14 protein-coding genes are annotated in these 18,251 nt (G+C 43.8%); 9 read left to right on the top strand and 5 right to left on the bottom strand.

Annotation, left to right across the window (positions count from 1 at the left end; all coding sequences use genetic code 11):
• Window positions 1–9: 9 nt before the first annotated feature.
• The 3 genes from HG263_RS12240 to HG263_RS12230 form a co-directional block, all read right to left on the bottom strand.
• Window positions 10–1,977: a TonB-dependent receptor gene (locus HG263_RS12240; protein WP_171626360.1), complete on the bottom strand. Its 1,968-nt coding sequence runs from the start codon at window positions 1,975–1,977 to the stop codon at window positions 10–12.
• Between the two features lie 135 nt (window positions 1,978–2,112).
• Entirely contained in the window at window positions 2,113–2,889 is a 777-nt protein-coding gene (locus HG263_RS12235) for a LytTR family DNA-binding domain-containing protein (protein ID WP_171626359.1), read from the bottom strand.
• 100 nt (window positions 2,890–2,989) lie between these two features.
• Complete coding sequence (locus HG263_RS12230) at window positions 2,990–4,273, bottom strand: beta-ketoacyl-[acyl-carrier-protein] synthase family protein (protein WP_171626358.1); 1,284 nt, start codon at window positions 4,271–4,273, stop codon at window positions 2,990–2,992.
• 229 nt (window positions 4,274–4,502) lie between these two features.
• On the opposite strand from HG263_RS12230, the gene HG263_RS12225 reads away from it, so the two are divergent.
• Entirely contained in the window at window positions 4,503–4,799 is a 297-nt protein-coding gene (locus HG263_RS12225) for a DUF6482 family protein (RefSeq protein ID WP_171626357.1), read from the top strand.
• A gap of 40 nt (window positions 4,800–4,839) precedes the next feature.
• Here the strand turns inward: HG263_RS12225 and HG263_RS12220 are convergent, their stop codons facing one another.
• On the bottom strand, window positions 4,840–6,153 hold the full coding sequence (locus tag HG263_RS12220) for a PKD domain-containing protein (RefSeq protein ID WP_171626356.1): 1,314 nt from the start codon (window positions 6,151–6,153) through the stop codon (window positions 4,840–4,842).
• 222 nt (window positions 6,154–6,375) lie between these two features.
• On the opposite strand from HG263_RS12220, the gene HG263_RS12215 reads away from it, so the two are divergent.
• Both HG263_RS12215 and glmS read left to right on the top strand, forming a co-directional pair.
• Complete coding sequence (locus HG263_RS12215) at window positions 6,376–7,143, top strand: DeoR/GlpR family DNA-binding transcription regulator (RefSeq protein ID WP_171626355.1); 768 nt, start codon at window positions 6,376–6,378, stop codon at window positions 7,141–7,143.
• 85 nt (window positions 7,144–7,228) lie between these two features.
• On the top strand, window positions 7,229–9,049 hold the full coding sequence (gene glmS / locus HG263_RS12210; protein WP_171626354.1) for a glutamine--fructose-6-phosphate transaminase (isomerizing): 1,821 nt from the start codon (window positions 7,229–7,231) through the stop codon (window positions 9,047–9,049).
• Window positions 9,050–9,180: 131 nt separating this feature from the next.
• Here the strand turns inward: glmS and HG263_RS12205 are convergent, their stop codons facing one another.
• Window positions 9,181–9,783, bottom strand: a complete 603-nt coding sequence (locus HG263_RS12205) for a hypothetical protein (protein ID WP_171626353.1) — start codon at window positions 9,781–9,783, stop codon at window positions 9,181–9,183.
• 284 nt (window positions 9,784–10,067) lie between these two features.
• Between HG263_RS12205 and HG263_RS12200 the strand changes: the two genes are divergently transcribed.
• The 6 genes from HG263_RS12200 to HG263_RS12175 all read left to right on the top strand — a co-directional run bounded on the left by HG263_RS12200 (window position 10,068) and on the right by HG263_RS12175 (window position 18,092).
• Window positions 10,068–10,247, top strand: coding sequence for a hypothetical protein (locus HG263_RS12200; RefSeq protein WP_171626352.1), 180 nt, complete (start codon window positions 10,068–10,070; stop codon window positions 10,245–10,247).
• Between the two features lie 157 nt (window positions 10,248–10,404).
• Window positions 10,405–11,232 (top strand): TnsA endonuclease C-terminal domain-containing protein, encoded by an 828-nt coding sequence (locus HG263_RS12195; protein WP_171626351.1) that lies wholly within the window; start codon window positions 10,405–10,407, stop codon window positions 11,230–11,232.
• The gene (locus HG263_RS12190; protein WP_171626350.1) at window positions 11,216–13,303 is read left to right on the top strand and encodes a TnsB C-terminal domain-containing protein; all 2,088 of its coding nucleotides are present in this window, start codon (window positions 11,216–11,218) and stop codon (window positions 13,301–13,303) included. The genes HG263_RS12195 and HG263_RS12190 overlap by 17 nt, the downstream gene beginning before the upstream one ends.
• A complete protein-coding gene (locus tag HG263_RS12185; RefSeq protein ID WP_171626349.1) occupies window positions 13,300–14,970 on the top strand; it encodes an AAA family ATPase in 1,671 nt (556 codons plus the stop codon). Before HG263_RS12190 ends, HG263_RS12185 begins: the two co-directional genes overlap by 4 nt.
• A 1-nt stretch (window position 14,971) precedes the next feature.
• On the top strand, window positions 14,972–16,489 hold the full coding sequence (locus HG263_RS12180; RefSeq protein ID WP_171626348.1) for a TnsD family Tn7-like transposition protein: 1,518 nt from the start codon (window positions 14,972–14,974) through the stop codon (window positions 16,487–16,489).
• Window positions 16,476–18,092, top strand: a complete 1,617-nt coding sequence (locus tag HG263_RS12175; protein ID WP_171626347.1) for a Tn7-like element transposition protein TnsE — start codon at window positions 16,476–16,478, stop codon at window positions 18,090–18,092. Before HG263_RS12180 ends, HG263_RS12175 begins: the two co-directional genes overlap by 14 nt.
• Window positions 18,093–18,251 lie beyond the last annotated feature (159 nt).

Genomic DNA, 18,251 nt, shown 5'->3' with positions numbered 1-18,251 from the left:
TTGCACTAATTAAAGCTGGCTTCGCAGTGTTAACCTAAGCTCACTTTGGGTCGTTTCATTGGCTATTTGATATCCATCTAATTTACCCGCGCGTGTTGGCTGGTAAAATTGTCGCAAGTACTGGGTTTTTTCTTTTTCAATTGCGTTTGCTTCAATACGCAGTGTGGTTTTGTGTGCCAAAGGCATTTCAAAAAATATCGACGTACTTGCGCTATTACGCTCAACCGACTGTTCAGTAACGTAGTATTGTGTTTCACGCTCTTTGGCTACAAACTCGATACCCCAGGAGAGGCTCTCATAGCGATGTCTAAACTCGGTGCTCAACGTATGCGGTGTCAGTTCATCAACAGCGCGCACCCCACCGAGTGGATCATGATAACGGGCTTGACGATATTGATAGTCAAACGTGAGGGTGCTATTTGCTAATAACGCATCCGTTTTTATATCAATCAAAGCATCTAGGCCATTGAGGCGAGCACGCCCTGCATTGGCGATACCTTCGTTGTCACTACTGAGCCACATTGATTCATGAATGTCCCGCTGCCACTGCGAGAATAACTTACTATTGATGGCAAAGTATTCACTTGCAGAGTAATTGAGTTGTATAGACAACTCGCTATAACGACTCGGTTTTATATTGTTATTGCCAAGTTGAATGCGGTCAAAGCTGATATCTTGGTTCACTACAAATAGGGCAAAGTCTAGTTGCTCAACATGCTGTTTAAATTGCCAATTTATATCCCAGTTGTCGGCATTATAACTGAGCCTTAGCAACGGTTTGATATGGTGCTCCGTTGGTTTGTGTGCATGGGTGTTCAAAGTGGCAAACTCAACATTTAATTTACTATAAAGTTGCCAAGCTTCACTTATCTTCCAGTGTATAGCGCCAAAGGGTTGATAGCGTGTTTCTGATACTTGGTTGTACACTAACTGGTTGGCAGAATGCGTAGTTGCCCGCAGTTGATTGTAGCTGAATTCTAAACCCAATTGCGGCTTAAAACGCCAGTCTTTAGCTTGTATAGACAATTTAACGGCATGTTCTTTATGGTGTTTATTTTGAATGAATGGCTCAGTTTGTACATTTAACTCGCTGATAGTTTTAGCCTGCTGGTTGTCTGTTGCTAAACCCGTTAGCTGTAGCTCAAAGGTATCATGCAAAGCGGTTTGCCAATCAACCCCAAGTTGATATTCATCCATATCAAGCCACTCTACCGTATGCGTGTTTTCGTAAGGAGTGGCGCTGTTTGGCTTGAAATACGCGTGTATAAAGTCGGTTTGCCAGCGCTCGCTCCAAAATTGACTGGTGAGTCGCAGGTTGCTTGTATCAGTGACCATGGTGGACTGAGTGCTGAGCTGAAACTCACCAAGTTGCTCAATAAAGTCTTCTGTTTGCTGCTCAAGTAATATCGCTTGCTGAGCATACTCATTGGCCAAAAAATTGGATTCGTAGCGGCTATTTTGTGCTTTAATGCTTAATTGATGTTGCCAGTCTAACCAAGGTGTATGTATTTGAGCATTAAATTCGGTCAAAGAACGCTTACTGTCTCGAAGTGCTAGGCTTGACTGTACATCAACGGAATTTGAAGAGTTATTAACTTTAATATTAATAACTTGGCTATATTGAGAGGCACTTGAAAAAGGGTGGTTTGCTTGATAAAAATCTATGAATTCCACCTGATCTATACTGAGTTTTTCTAACATGTCACTCAGCGATTGGCTTTTGCTCTGCAGCGCAATGCCATTAATGAGTACATTGCCAGCAGCATTTGCTAAGCCTCTTTGCGTACTTCCTTCTTGTAATACAAATCCAGGTGTTTGCGTGATCATATCTAAAGCATGTTGCGCGTTAAATTGTATAAAGTGGCTTGCTAAAAAGCGCTGAGCTTGATGCTTGCTTTCCATCGATTCGGTTATTGCGAATACCGAACCACTGAATAAAAAGAGCGTTCCCAGCATGGTCATCTGAACTGATTTCATTGTGTACTTTTACTCTTACTCCATGTGATCCTGCCCGCCATTTGAAAATATCAAACTATATAAAACAATATATTAGGGGTAGTTGGAGCTATGCTGGGACGAATGCACTGCTGTATCAAGCAGGCTGATTGACAATTATGCTGCGCTTAAAGATTTTACCTGTGAGTAGTAGCGCCTGCTAAGCGGAACAGTTTGCCCGTTGTTTAAGTGGAGCATCGCACTGCCTGAGGGTTTGCGCTCTATATGTTCTATGCAGCGAAGGTTTACTAGGTGAGAGCGATGACAGCGAATAAATAAGGATGCAGGCAGAGACTGCTCTAAATGTGTCAAAGTTGCTCGTTTGATATAGGCGTCTTCTGAGGTGTGAATTTCAACATAGTTGCTTGCCCCATTGATATTAACAATATCATCCAAAGCCAACAGTGTTTTGTGTCGACCCTGATCAACGAGTAGCATAGCCGGGAAGTGTTCTGACTGTGGAGGCTTCCAGAGTTTATGCCAAATCGCTGTACTGATCAGCAGCACAAGAAAATGCGATGGGGCAAAGTACACCAAAGTACCGGGGATCGGATCTTGATAAACAAACACATCAAAAATGGCTTGATATGCCATTGCGGTGCAATACATGGGTAATAGAGTTAGCAAATAGCCTTTTTGATTGAGTAGATTTTGCTGTTGTAGTTTATCTAATAACATAAAGGTTATGGGCGAGAGCAGGTACCAGATACACCACTCTTGCAGTGCCCACCACCATGGATTGCTGTATTGTTTGTCAGCTGCAACCAGTAAATCGTGTGTGCCCTCAATGGCACTGAGTACCAAGATAATAGCACTCCACGCTAAAGCACTGAGTAGCCACTGATATTTAGTCCGTTGTTTGGGCTTGCTGATATGCGCTTTGAGCTCTTGCATGCGGGGCACTGCGTATCAAATAAAGGTATTTTAAATCGATAGAGACTAGATGCAAGACAATTGCAGGCAAATTGCATTGCCTACAATGACTGTGTTGTAGCTAAAATCCTTTAAAAGCCAGTGATGCGTTAGTACCACCAAAACCAAATGAGTTAGATAAGGCATAACGAACGGGTTTTTGCATTGGCTTTTTCATTATTAAATCAATGCCTTGGCATTTTGCGTCCACGTTGTCAGGGGTGAGATTCAAGGTATAAGGCAAGGTTTGATGTTTTAGTGCCAGTACGGTAAATACCGCTTCGATAGCAGCCGCAGCCCCGAGTAAATGGCCTGTTTGCGACTTAGTGCCCGACACCGCAATATGCTTGGCATGGTCGGTAAATGCGTTTTTGATTGCCATAACCTCAATGCTATCTGCTGCTGTGCTGGTACTGTGTGCATTGATATAGTCAATTTCTGTAGTATTGATATCAGCCATATTGAGCGCCGTTTGCATGGCACGTTGTGCCCCTAAACCTTGAGGGTGGGGCGCGCTGAGTGCTTGCCCAGTATATCCATCACTGGTTCGGCCAAAGCCAACGATTTCACAATACACATGCGCACCACGGGTGATCGCATGGTCGTATTCTTCTAACACTAAACAGGCTGCGCCTTCTCCCATAACAAAACCGTCTCTGTCTTGTGTAAAGGGCCTAGATGCACCTTGAGGGTCATCATTTCTGGTGGATAGCGCATTTTGCGCGTTAAAGGTTGAGATCCCCACGGGGGTGACCGACGCCTCCGCACCGCCGGCTACGATGATTTCGGCCTCGCCGCTTTTAATCGCATTACAGGCATCAATGATTGAATGGGCACTCGCCGCACATGCCGTTGAATGCGAATTATTAGGGCCACCAAAATTCCAGTGACTGGCCACATAGCCTGCTGCCAAGTTGGGTAAAAACATCAAGTTACCAAAAGGCGATTGTTTTTTACCCTTAACAGCTTTGCCAGCGCAAATTTCTAGGCTATTGAGCCCGCCGACACCTGTGGCAATGTTAACACCAATGCGGTGTAGTTGCTGCTCTTGAGTGATTTTATCAAGGCCCGCTTCAGTGATTGCTTCAGCAGCTGCTATCATGGCAAAGAGTTGGTGACGGTCTAGTTTTTTTAATAACTTAGTGCGGGTGCTGTCATCCATGTGTTTAAACGGCGCAAGCGTTGCGGGGTCTAAATTAGCATTCACTTGGGCGGCAAAGGACGTTTTGCAGGCAAACAGCTCGGGGTCAAAGTGTTCAATAGGTCGAATACCATGCTTCCCCTGCAGCAAGTTTTTAAAGCTGTCTTGTGCCGAATTACCAATTGGAGAAATAGCGCCGATGCCAGTCACAACAATTCTTCTCATGATCTTCCTTCTTACCTCATTCATCATTGGGGTTTGCAGCGCCTAACTTATTTATTACTGCAGCTAATTTGATTCAGACGCAGATACAACTAAACCAGCCTAATAAGCCCCTATTACAAAACCATGACACTGAACACAATGTTGAATAAAAACTTTGATCGCCACTGATCTAAAAGTCCTTATCAGTCGTTTAAAATTTAAGCAAACTAAAGAAGGCAGGTGTTTTGATATGCGCGTAAATGAATTGAAAGCTCAACTAAACCAGCAAATACTTGAAGCCGTTATATTAAGTTATGCAGATTCTAATCATTACTTAGCCGGTGGTATTGATTCGCAAGGAAACTACCACTTGCTAAGTGATGCTAAAGGTAAAACCATGACCTTTAATTCCTTGCGAGAAGCCGAAGTAATGCTAGCCAGTATGGGCGTTACGTCAGCGACTTTCGAGATGCAAAGCGCCTATGACGAAATGGTTGCCTCTGCATCAGTGGGCAATGTAAAGACCAGTTTAAATCTTCTCCATTAATCCCTCCTCCTGTTTGGGTAGCAGGCGCAAGCCTGCTTTTTTATTTTACAACGACAATCGTTGTACTAGGAAACGCTGACTCCAGTTGTCCATCACTGGCGTATACATGCAGTAAGTACCAGCCTGCTTTATCAACGGTCAGTTCTACTTCAGCCTCTGTTGTATTAGAAAAAGAATAGGTTGACCCTTTCGCTGGCGTTTGCATAACCCATCGATAAGTAATCGGGTCACCATCTGGGTCATCTCCTTTGACAGTGAGTGTGATTGGTTGGTTGGGCTTTGGGTTAGCACTGATATTGATGGCACCTAAATAAGGCGCTTTGTTTTTAGAGGGGATTGTTGGTCGCGCAATAACCTTAACATACGCGCGCTTGGCTTCGCTATGTGATAGGTCGTCAGAGACAACTGCCTCCACGACGTATTCGCCTATTTCATCAAATACAATGTAGGCTTGTTTTGTGTACTCGTTTTGAATAATGGCACTGCTATTTGCTGGGCGGCTGACAATACGCCATTGATATGAGATAGGGTCACTGTCTAGGTCTTCAGCGTAGGCCGTAAAATACACAGACTCATTTGGGTAAACTTCATTATGAGTTTGCTCAATACGCGTTAAAGTTGGTGTGTGATTGGCGTCTACCACTTGTAATGTTCTACTTAACGTATGGTGCGCTTGGCCATCATTCACTGTGAGTGAAATATTGTACATACCCGCCGCTTGCGCAGAAAAGTTCGCTTTAGCCGATAAGTGGTTTTGTAGCGAAAACATAGCATTATCGGTAGAGTAACTTACTTTCCACAAGTAGCTCAGAGTATCACCATCGGCGTCTGAGCTGGCCGTGCCATCTAACTCAAGTGACTGGTTAATCAGTACGCTGGCATTTGCTAATTGAAAACTAGCTCGAGGGAGAGTATTTTTATTGGGTGCCTCTATCGTTATGCTGGCCTCGGTTGATGAGGTATTACCATCGCTATCGGTCAATGTTAATTGCGCTTTATAGTTACCGGCTTTGTCTACCATAAATTGCGCGCGCAATGATGTGGCGTTGATAAGTTTGGCTTGACTACCTTGTGGTCTTTCTAGCCATTGCCACTGAGGCGTAACACCGTCGTAGATTTGACTCTCTAGCCCGTCGAGTATGATTATTTGTCCAATTGAGTTAGTGCCGGTTGCTATTGCTTTGGCCTCTAATGCCGGCGCTGGGACCGGTGGAGGTGAGGGGACATTTTTTTTGGGCGTTTCTTGTTTGGCTTTTTTAACAATATCAACAAGTTTTGCATCAGATCCTGAGCCGCCACAAGCGCTGGTGAGAGCCGTTATTACAGCGAGCAAAGCATATTTTTGGTTACGCATACATTCTAATCCTTTTGATAGCGTATTTAATGTTAGTAGTATCTAATTGTACCTATAATGGGTGTTCACTGTAAATTTTTTAATCTGAACGGATGCTGAAGGTCGTGTCTACCTCACTGCTTTTTATACAAAGCGAAAGAATTTTAGATCAAAGTTGTCAAAACTTATAAGTTTCGTTTAAACTATGCGTAAATTACGAATCGAAACTTAGTCAAACGAAATATGACGAAACGAAACACCCAGCAAAGACGCCATACCATCTTATCGAAAGTAAACGAATGCGGTGAAGTGAGTGTGGATGCATTGGCCGCTGAGTTTGAAACGTCAGAAGTTACGATTCGAAAGGATTTAACCGCGTTGGAAAAAAGCGGATTGTTGCTGCGCCGCTATGGTGGTGCTGTGGCATTACCGCAAGAGATCGTGGCAAAAAGCAACGATAAGCGCGACTCACTGCGTAAAATGGCCATTGCTAAAGCGGCTGCTAACCTGATTAAAGATCATAACCGCATCATTATCGATAGCGGTAGAACCACAGCTGCGATGATCCCTGAACTTGCTAACAAGCACGGACTGGTGGTGATGACCAATGCAATGAACATAGCAAACCGACTGTTATCACTTGAAAATGAACCAACGCTTTTGATGACCGGAGGCACTTGGGACCCACATTCAGAGTCATTTCAGGGGCAGGTGGCAGAAAAAGTTTTACGCTCATACGACTTTGACCAACTATTTATAGGCGCCGATGGCATTGATGTGGCGCGTGGTACAACGACTTTTAACGAGCTAGTAGGTTTAAGCCAAGTTATGGCCGAATCTGCCCGAGAAGTTATCGTACTGGTGGAATCAGACAAAGTGGGGCGCAAAATTCCCAACCTAGAGCTGCCTTGGTCACAAGTAACGACCTTAATAACCGACGACAATTTAGCGTTGGAGCAGTGCCAAATCATTGAAAGCAGTGGCGTAACAGTAATTCGCGCAAGCGTTTAAAAATTTAACGCTGCGTACATACGACAACACCGTACGCAGTAAACATCATTATGACAACACACTTCACGTGCAAAATGGAGAAATTATGTGTGGTATTGTAGGGGCGGTTGCAGAACGCCCAGTAAACAAAATTTTGATTGAAGGCCTAAAGCGCCTTGAATACCGTGGCTACGACTCGGCAGGGGTAGCGCTGAGCTTGGCTAATACATTAAATACTGTAAAAGCCGTGGGTAAGGTGGTTAACCTAGAGCAAGCCCTTGAAAAGGCTGCGGTAAAAGGTACAACGGGTATTGCACACACACGCTGGGCAACCCATGGCGGAGTAACAGAAAACAACGCCCACCCACATGTATCAAACAGCGAAATTGCGTTAGTTCACAACGGTATCATTGAAAACCATGCACCGCTTCGTGATGCGCTAAAAGGTGATGGTTACGAATTTTTATCAGACACCGATACTGAAGTAATGGTGCACCTTATTCACCAACTTCGCCAACAACACGACAGCTTGTTAGACGCAGTAAAAGCGGCGGTAAAACAGCTAGAAGGTGCGTACGGCACGGTTGTGTTTGACAAAGCCAACGATCAAGAAATGATAGTGGCACGCTCGGGCAGCCCGCTGGTTATTGGTTTAGGACTTGGCGAAAACTTTATTGCTTCTGATCAACTTGCACTATTGCCTGTAACACGCAACTTTATCTTTTTAGAAGAAGGCGATGTAGCACGCATTACCCGCGACAGCGTTGAAATTTACGACATCAATGGCCAGCTGGTTGAGCGTGAAGTAGTTGAGTCTAACATCACCCAAGATAACTCAGGCAAAGGCGAATACCGCCACTACATGCTCAAAGAAATTTACGAGCAACCACTGGCGGTACGTAATACTCTTGAAGGCCGTCTTGAAAATGACCGCGTAGCAGTAGACGCCTTTGGTGACAGCGCACAGCAGATATTTAAAGACGTAAAACACGTGCAGATCATCGCCTGTGGTACCTCTTACCATTCGGGCATGGTAGCGCGCTACTGGCTAGAGCAATTTGCAGGCGTTAGCTGTAACGTAGAAATTGCCTCAGAGTTTCGTTATCGCCAGTCATTTGTGCACGAAAACAGCCTGTTAGTAACCATTTCACAATCGGGTGAAACCGCAGATACCCTAGCTGCATTGCGCTTAGCGAAAGAGCAAGGTTATATGGCATCAATGACCATTTGTAACGTACCTGGCTCATCATTAGTACGTGAATCAGACTTAGCCTTTATGACCAAAGCGGGTGCAGAAATTGGCGTGGCGTCAACCAAAGCATTTACCACCCAACTTGTGGGTTTATTGATGCTAACAGCGTCAATTGCGCAAGAAAAAGGTTTAGATCAAAGCAACATCGTCAACGCTATTAAAACCCTACCTAACAAGCTAGAAGAAGCCCTAACACTGGCAGGTGGCATTGAAGAGCTAGCGGAAGAGTTTGCCGATAAGCACCACTCATTGTTTTTAGGTCGTGGCTCACAATACCCAATCGCAATGGAAGGCGCGTTGAAATTAAAAGAAATTTCATACATTCACGCCGAAGCCTATGCAGCAGGTGAACTTAAACACGGCCCATTGGCACTGATCGACGCTGATATGCCAATCATTGTTGTTGCACCAAACAACGAGCTACTTGAAAAGCTAAAATCAAACGTTGAAGAAGTACGCGCGCGTGGCGGCATCATCTACGTATTTGCTGACAAAGACTCACACTTTGCATCTGACGACACCATGCGTGTTATCAACGTGAACCACGTAGAAGACATCCTTGCGCCAGTTGTATATACAATCCCGCTACAGCTTCTATCGTACTACGTTGCAGTGATTAAAGGCACCGATGTAGACCAACCGAGAAACCTCGCAAAATCGGTCACGGTAGAATAAGAAAAGGCGCGAAAGCGCCTTTTGTTGTAACTTAGGAATAAAGTTTCATCCCAAGTATTAAAGTATCATCCTAAGTAATAAAGTTTCATACTAATGAAGTTGAGTATACGGCAATAACCGGTGTACTTGGTTCACTCGTCCAAAAGCTCAATGATGGCGTTTACAAAGGTGGGGACTTCTAACAAAAACCACCACTTTTGTTTGCCTTTCCTACCGCCCAGCCTTATTCTTCTAGCTAGGTATTTCCATTTTATTGGTTCTGGTTTTGGTATGTCTGTATCACCTGATTGTTCCATGGAATCTGACCAATAGAGCCAATTGAAGCTATCTATTTTGTGAGTCCCATCATCAGACTCCGCAAAGTGGGGCTCGACGACTTCAGCGTGGATTATCTTGTTGCAAACTTCCCTTAACGACATATCGTCAAACATCATACAGCTATACTTCCTGTTAACTTCAGTCTTTCTTCTGTTATATGCGATAACCTCATCTGAGGCTTCATCTGCTTTAGACATTTGGTCATCTAATATTCTTAGGGATATCGCTATATCTATTAGTAGCTTACTCATTTCTCTATGAAAATAGCAATCTTCCAGTTTTGCGAACGGGTCATCTCTATTATCTGGGTCGACACTCCTAGCAATCTCCTTATTTGCATAAAAATGGCACAATAGTCTATAAGCGTTGAGTTTTATCGATTCTTTATCTAGAGCATAGGTTGAGGGTAAGCGCATGGCGCATTCTCCTTAAAGTTTAAGCCTCTAACTTAGTAGATGCGTTCAATTACATCATAGGCAACACTCTATTTTTTAATCCAGTTTAAAATACATTCCAGCTGCATTTCCGAATAATGACGTCATCAAGCCAAGAGTTGGTAGGTTGTTTCTCCGAGATACTTATCTAAGAGGCATGCCATTGGTGTACGGTCTTGATCATTTTACTGTACAGCAACTTTCAACAGCCGACTCTGCTAGATTGTTTTATATCCAAATAATTGTACTTTAAAGAGGTATTCAATATGAAACTACGAGATAACGGCAAGATAGAGATTAAAGGCGTTATGAGTAAAAAAGGAGCTGATGAGGCTTGTAGGTTAATTGCCAAGGGACAGTGTTTTGAATCTACGTGTCGTGGGTTTTCTATGCTGATTGCTGCTGCGTGCCTATTGACCAAATCTATTCTAGAGGTGTGGCTGTGAAGGTGCTGTAAAGTAACGCTAATTTTTTAGCTCTGGCCAGAGTTAGTTGATGTTTTCACTGGATTTGAGCGCTCGCAGTGACATCATGAATTAATAAATTTGCATCACACTTTCACTCTAGCTATGCTGAAATTTCAATCAGTTATAGCGGTATATTATGTCTAGGAAGATTGGCCATACTGAGGCGCAATATCGTAAGTGGATTAAGGAAGGGCGTGGTACTGGCGAGTATCAGGATTACAAGCCGTGGTTAACGGTGTATGATGCGCCATCCGACGGCCGTGTACATCGAGTCTTTGGTTATAAGTCCAAACGAACCCATCATTTATTATCCGACCTTGAACTATCCATGTTCTACTTGCTTGAGTGGCGACAGGATGTGCTGCAAGTCAAAGAGCAGTTTCCGCTTGAGCGTGAGATAACGCTAGAGTTAGCCGAATCCGCGGGTATCAAGCACCCAAATGTTCGGGGTGTTGACCAATATCTATCAAGCGACTTTCTTGTTGAAACAACCTCGCGAGATTTGCCCTATTTTGCGCTACAAGCCAAATATGTCAGCGCTTTTGAAGAACAGAGAAAGATAGAAATACTTGAACTAGAGAAACGCTTTTGGCACGAAAAGCAGATCCCTTGGCAAATAGTCACTGAGCAAGAGATCCCAAAAGTCGTTAAAGCGAATGTTGAGTGGATTTACCCTTTACAAGGCGAACATGATGAAGCACCAGACTCAGCCATTGAGCAAGCCAGATTCTATGCCGATTACTTTGCAAAACACCCTACCAAAACCCTTATAAATGCCTGCAAAGAGATAGATACCGCCTATGGACTAGACTTAGGAGAGTCATTGTTTGAGATAAGAGCTTTGTTGGCTGACCGTTACTTTACCTTTGATATTTTTACGCCAGTCCCAAAGCTGCACGTTGGCCATCTTAAGCTAGGTGATGTTGAACAAATTCAGGAGGTGTTTCGTGTTTCAAATCAATGAAGTATTGCAATACGAACAAACCTTGTATCGCATTTTAATGGTATTTGATTATTACGTGCTTTGGATAAAAGTGCACGATGACAAAGCCTTTCCTGAGCTTGTTGAAATAGCTGAGTTAGAACAGGGTTTTCAAGATGAAGTGCTAAAACGTGTAGCCGACCCATATAGCGACATTGCTACTGTAATTCCAGAAGCAGGTTCTACCGCTCAGTTAAAACGTGATGAAAACTATGCTGCAATTAAGCCATTGGTAGAGCTTGAGAATTGCTATGAACCGAAAGCGCGTGGCAAAGTGGTTAACCAAATAATGACTGAGACAGGCAAAACCAAACAGTCTATTTATCGTTTTGCTCGTAGATACTGGCAACGTGGGCAGATCCCCAACGCATTATTACCCGATTATAAAAATTCAGGTGCCAAGGGCCAAAAGCGTCGAGCTACAACAACAAAGTTGGGACGACCTCGCAAATATATGCCAGGCACTGGTGCGCTAATTGACGACTTTGCTGAAAAGCTATTTCGCATAGCGATTGAGCGACACATATTAACCGACAAAGGTAAAACTTTTCGCTATGCACATAACCGTTTAAAAGATATCTATAGTCAGTACTTTCCAGAGCTACCGGAAGAAGAGTTACCGACCCATTGGCAAATGGAACATTTCTACAAACGTGAATATCGTCAAGTAGACAAAATTGAAGCGCAGGCGGGTGAGATAAAGCGAAAGAAAGATATTCGACCGCTTACAGGTACCGCCGCCGCAGATGTTTTGGGCCCTGGTATGCGTTATGAAATTGACGCCACAATCGCAGACATCTATTTGGTATCAGATTCTCAAAGAAGCAATATCGTCGGTCGCCCAGTGATTTACATGGTTATTGATGTATTTAGTCGCATGGTGGCTGGGTTTTATATTGGTTTTGAAAACCCTTCATATGCTGCGGCCATTCAGGCAATACATATGGCCACGACGGATAAATCAGACTACTGCCGTCAGTTTGGTTTTGACGTAACCCCGCAGCAATGGCCGTGTATTGGCTTACCTTCAGCGTTGTTGGCTGACAGAGGCGAGCTAATGGGCCATCAAATTGAATGTCTTGAAAAGGGCTTTGGTGTTCGCGTTGAAAATACGCCACCATTTAGAAGCGAGGCTAAAGGGGTTGTCGAACGAGCGTTTCTCACCTTTCAACAAGCATTCAAACCGTTTGCACCTGGTGTGGTCACTGGTACCAAAATTAAAAAGCAAGGCGATAGAGATTACCGCTTGGATGCGAAGCTTACGATCCAAGAGTTTACTCGAATCATCTTAGCTTCAGTACTTTATCACAATCAATATCACGTGATTGAAGACTACGATAAAGCCCCTGATATGCCAACAGACCTACCGAATAACCCGTTGGCGATATGGAATTGGGGCTTGCAGAATCGTACTGGTCGGTTGAAAAAGCCAGCAGCTGAGCATCTTCGTGTAGCATTGATGCCAAGAACTCGGGCAACTATATCTGATTCGGGGGCCTGTATATTTGGCGTGTATTACACCAGTGCTGAGCTTTTAAAATTAGGCTGGATGCATCGGGGTAAAGAAGTGAAACGCCCTAAAAGTGTGGAAGTTGCCTATGACTTAGCAACGGCAGACTACATCTACATTTATCACGGCCCTAACAGCAATGATTATTTTGTGTGTCAGTTGGCAACACGCTCAAGACAGTTTTCAGGTGCGAGTTTTTGGGATGTGTGGCAGCAAAATGATGAGTTAAAACAGACGCATGCTGATGCAAAACTAGTCGCTGATGAGCAAAAGCGTGCCTTGGAGCGACAAGTGATAGAGGTGGTAAAGCAGGCAGAAAAGGCCGCGCCAAAACACATTGGTTTGTCGGATGCGGAGCGTATTCGCAATATTCGCGACAACCGCGCAGAGGAAAAAGCCAAAGAGCGTAAAGAGCAGGCTTATAAACCTGTGGAGATCGACACCAGTAAATCAGCGCAAGTGCATTATCTTTCTGAGCCCGATGACGATTTGGACTTTCCTGACTTTTCAGATCAGCTGTTTAAGGAGGATGACGACGCATGAGTTTACCCTCTAATATATTCCGCGCGGTGTATCAGGAATCTGATATTGAGCGTTATAAAGGCAACCCGTTTATTGAAGCACTACCAAAAGTGAGCAAAATTGAAGAGCTGAAAACTAAGCTAGAGGGTAAGGTAAAATACAATCCTGCTGCTGGTTATTTAGATGCAAGGCAACGTGCTCACGAGTTATGTGGTTTGCTTGATGACTTCTTTCAACCTTTGTCGATGCATGTGGCGCTAGAGGAAAAAATAGCGTTGATGATCCGCGGCGGCTATGTTGCCAGAAACATTGCAACTGGCCAGCTCCAACAGCATCTACAAAATGGCTACGAACGCTTGATGACGGGCGACATCAGCAGTTTTCGTTTTACCGAAGCGCCCTCTACGGCACGTTGCTTATCACTTATTGGTTGCTCTGGATGTGGTAAAAGCTCCAGCGTGCTACGAATATTGGCCACCTACCCACAAGCGATTTATCACGAGAAATATAATACGTACCAGCTTGCCTATTTACGTATCGAATGCCCCGTGGATGGGTCATTAAAAAGTCTATGTTTAAATTTCTTTCAAGAGGTTGATAAACATCTAAATACTAAACTCACAGAAAGGTATTGCTATAAGCGGCATAGTCCCGAAGTGCTTTTAGCATTTATGGGACAAGTCGCCAATCAATATGCTATAGGCGTGTTAGTGATTGATGAAATTCAAAGGTTGGCCCGAAAGAAAAAAGAAGGGCAAGAACGTATGCTCGAGTTCTTTGTGGCTTTGGTGAATATTATTGGCGTGCCGGTGATTTTAGTTGGTACTCCTAAAGCAAGGCCCATATTCGAACTAGAGCTGCAATCAGCAAGGCGCAGTACTGGGATTGGCTCTATGGTGTGGGCGCCCCTGCCACAACACAAAAACAGAATTGACAAAGTAACGGGCAAACCAAAGCCCACAGAGTGGCGATTGTTGACAGATAAGCTTTGGCAGTATCAGTGGCTTATTCACCGCGATGAACCGCTCACAGAAGAGATCCGCAATACTTGGTTTGAGCTGTCACAAGGTGTGTTAGATATTGTGGTTAAGCTATTCGTGCTTGCACAACTACGCGCCATTATTACTGGCGTTGAACGGCTATCTTCAAAACTATTTTTGAAGGTGTATGAATCTGAATTACAGCCGATCCATCCCATGATTGAAGCGCTCAAGTCTGGTAAAGCTAAGAGCATTGCCAAGTATTCAGACTTAAAATACAAAGAGATTGATAAGCGGTTGTTGGAACTCAGTCAGCAGATCTCTGAAGTTACCGCAGCTAAGTCAGACACACTCCCTTTTGCGAGCGACTCAGAGGCCATGAGGCTTTATAACCTTTTGCTCGGCATGGGGTGTGAATCAGAGTTATTGGTACCATTAGTACAAAAAGCCATTAAAGATCATCCAAACCTACAGGTAAGAGCGCTTATTCCACTCGTTCTTGAATGGTATGAGCAAACACCAGATGAAGTGGAGGAGGCCAAAGAAAAGCCTGCACTCATCAAGCTCAAGGACTGGCATACATTGCCTAGTGACGATTTACGTTTTGGCTATTCTCAACACAAAAAGCAATCGGGTGAGCTTTATCAATACTACAAACAACAAGGAAAGATTTTTGATATGACTGCTTGGCTTAAACAAAGCATGTAGCATGGCCTGTTTACCCGTACCTTACCCCGATGAGCTGCTGTATAGCGTCATTGCAAGGTACGGTGTGCATGCAGGTATCACGTCACCCAAGCAATTGCTTGATGAGGTATTCCAAAACCGACAAATAATCGCCTCAGTAGCCTTTCAAGGGCATTTATCGCAGATTTCAGCTCATTATCAAGGTAACGCTGATTTAACACCATACAAGCTGTTACAGGGGCATACGCTTTTTCCGTTGTACGCACCTTTTGTGCACCCCGACATTGCAGCTCAAGCTAAACATGAGCTACTGACCGATTGCAGGCACTCGGCAGAAGTACAGCTAGGCAAAGCCGCATCCAAAGTTAAAAGCCCGCACTACCTGCGTTACTGCCCATTGTGCGTAACAAAGCAAATAGAACAATATGGAGAACCTTTTTGGACGCGGCGCTGGCAACTGCCTGGTTTATCGGTATGTGCGGAGCATGGCGTGCAATTGATAAACAGCCCTATTTTAATAAGCGAGTTGCATAGGCACCAATTTATTGCGCTGAGCCCTTATGTGCTTTTGCATTCAAATCCAAATCAAACAAACCACAAAATCACACTACTAGCGGAATATGCACAGCAACTGCTGAACTTGTCAGAGCACCATATACATCCGTTGCAATGGCGCTATTTTTATCATCACTTGGCTTATCAGCTGGGGTTTGTAAAGGGTAAGCAGGTTGAGCACGCGCTGATCGCACAATTAGTGTTAGGGTATTGGGGCAGCCATACCCTCGCAAGCTTTGGGCTCGATATAAACAAGAATGAAGACACTAATTGGTTGAAGTGTTTGTTTAGAAAGCACAGAAAATCATTTAGCTACCTTCAGCATCTATTGGTATGGCAAGCGTGTTATGAACAGCAGTTGGATATAGCGAACATACTCAGTACTGCATCAGTATTACCAAACACCCCATACGATGATGTGCCTTCGAGCACGGAGCCTGTGGTGGTTGACCAAACTCGTCGCGCAAAGTGGCAACGTGCTGTGGCTAAATTTGGTGTTAAGGGCGCGAGACAAAATGGTTTTTCTCACCTTTACACATGGTTATATCGGCATGATAAGCAGTGGCTGATGCAATTTAATCAAAGCTCTGCCAAACCTAAAATTGCAAAAACAGGCAGAGTTGACTGGTCAAAACGTGACAAAAGATACGTAAGACAACTTATTTCATTGATTAATAAAGTAGAAACTCAGCTTGGCTCAAGCCGCCACACAATAACTTGGCTAGTTACCCATGCAAACATTCCTTTGTGTCAGATCAAACACTTAGAAAAGTTACCGTTATGTAAATTGTTTTTTAATAAATATTGTGAAACTATAGAGGAATACCAATGCCGTCGTATCGCTGTGGCATGTATTCGTTGTATTGCAAAACATCAAATACTCAGAGCTTGGCGAATTGAACGCATGGCAGGGCTAAACGAGAAAAGGACCCGACCACTCGCGTCACAATTGCTAGGATTTGCAGTAACGTATGAACCAAGTTAATAGATTTAAAACACTACCAGACGACGCCAGAATACAGGCGATAGGCAATCTGTTTAAATACAATGACCGCAAAACGTGGGATATTGGTGTTCGTTTTAAGCAATCCACTCGCAAGGCTCTTAAATTTAGCCAGCTCCCCTATTTAAGCCGACAAGTCGTACTAAACCAAACGGTTGCTGCCTTGCCCCTAGGTTTCCCGATTGAGTTTACCTTACCCGAACGAGCATTTTGGCAAACCGCCACGGTGGGTGATAGTGGTTTAGTGACGTATAAGCTGAGCGAAGAGCAATCGCAAAAATGCTTTGTGTTTGAAAGTGCAGGCAAAACCATTTACGTGCCACAGTTGGAACTGGCCAGAGCCTTGTTTTTTACAAACAACTACCTGGCAAACGCCGCACTCATTAACAGTGCACTCGACTTAGAGTTTTATGTTGACCACCACCCAAACAACGATGATAAAGAGTTTCCTTTAGATCTTGTGATCAACGCCTTACCAACAACATTATGCCCAAAAGTACTGTTTAATAATGAAGGGTTTAGATATCAAATCGCTTGGTTATTGTTAAACAGTGACATTAAAAATTCGTTTAACAGCATTTATCAGTATTTTTCGCAAGAGCGAGTTAGGGCACCTAACGTAGAGCGTTGGATGTTTCGATTCGATCCACCTCAGCTCAAGGGTGTAAAAGTGGCGGCAAGAGGCTGGAAGTCATCTGATGAAAGCACATGGTTTATCAATCGCATAGAATTGTTAGATGGTTTGTTCTTCCCTAATATTTCGGACATTGGCTTTTCACATCCAGATTTCATCGAAAACAAACCAGGTTCGGGTAAAGGAAAAGGCGGTACCTACCCACAGTTACCGTCAGAGCAAGAAATCGATGAAAACAGCGATGGCAGTCAAGATAATGAATCGGTGCTGATATTCTGTGATGCAACACAGCGCATATACAACAGAGTGCCACGCACTCGTAAAGTCGATGCAAAGCCTAGAAAAAATCCTGGCGGTAAAGAAGACGAAGATAAACCCGACAATTTACCACCTGATGTAAGCACCGACGATCCAAATTCGCGAGGCGGTACACCCAGAGCCGCCATTGATGGCTTAGATGACCTCACCGACAACGCAGATTTATATCTCAATAAATTCGATAGTTTCTTCAAAATGCTGGAGATATTAGAACAAGAACATGGTGTTAAACAAAATAAGCCCATTGTTCATAAGCTACCAGAAGTGGGACGCAGTGAGAGCCACCTTATGGTAGATGGTTCGCCTAGATGTATGGCTATTGTACGGATTGAACATCAAAGCGAAGGCTATTTCTTATTAGAGGTGGATACCTCAGATGGCAGAGCTTCCATTGCCACCAAAGTCATTTCAGCGCGAGCATTAGCGCCAAAAGGCAAGTTAATAGAATTTATACCAGAGATAGAAAAAAGATTGCTCAGCAACCAATTCTGCTGGCCAAAGAAATACTTTGATGCGCTGGTTGGAGAAGGCAATCACAAGAGTGTGTCGCATCAGCCTTCAAAAGATAAAGGAAAGCTGACTGAGGAAAAGATCGAAAGATGGGCTGAGCGTATGCTAGATGCTATCAAATAATTTAAAAAATATTTCAATGATTGATGTGCTTCCTAAATGATCCTAGGTATTGAAATTCCTCGATAAAGTGCTTTTGTAACTTGATGAAATTTAAGGTTAAGGGTATCTCAACGTTTTATAAACTATTCAATAAAGAGGTTCTATACTATAGAATGCTTG

This window comes from Pseudoalteromonas caenipelagi, assembly GCF_013140855.1.
Lineage (GTDB): Bacteria > Pseudomonadota > Gammaproteobacteria > Enterobacterales > Alteromonadaceae > Pseudoalteromonas > Pseudoalteromonas caenipelagi.
Note: the sequence above shows the minus strand (reverse complement) of the source record. Positions and strands in the feature narration are given on the sequence as shown.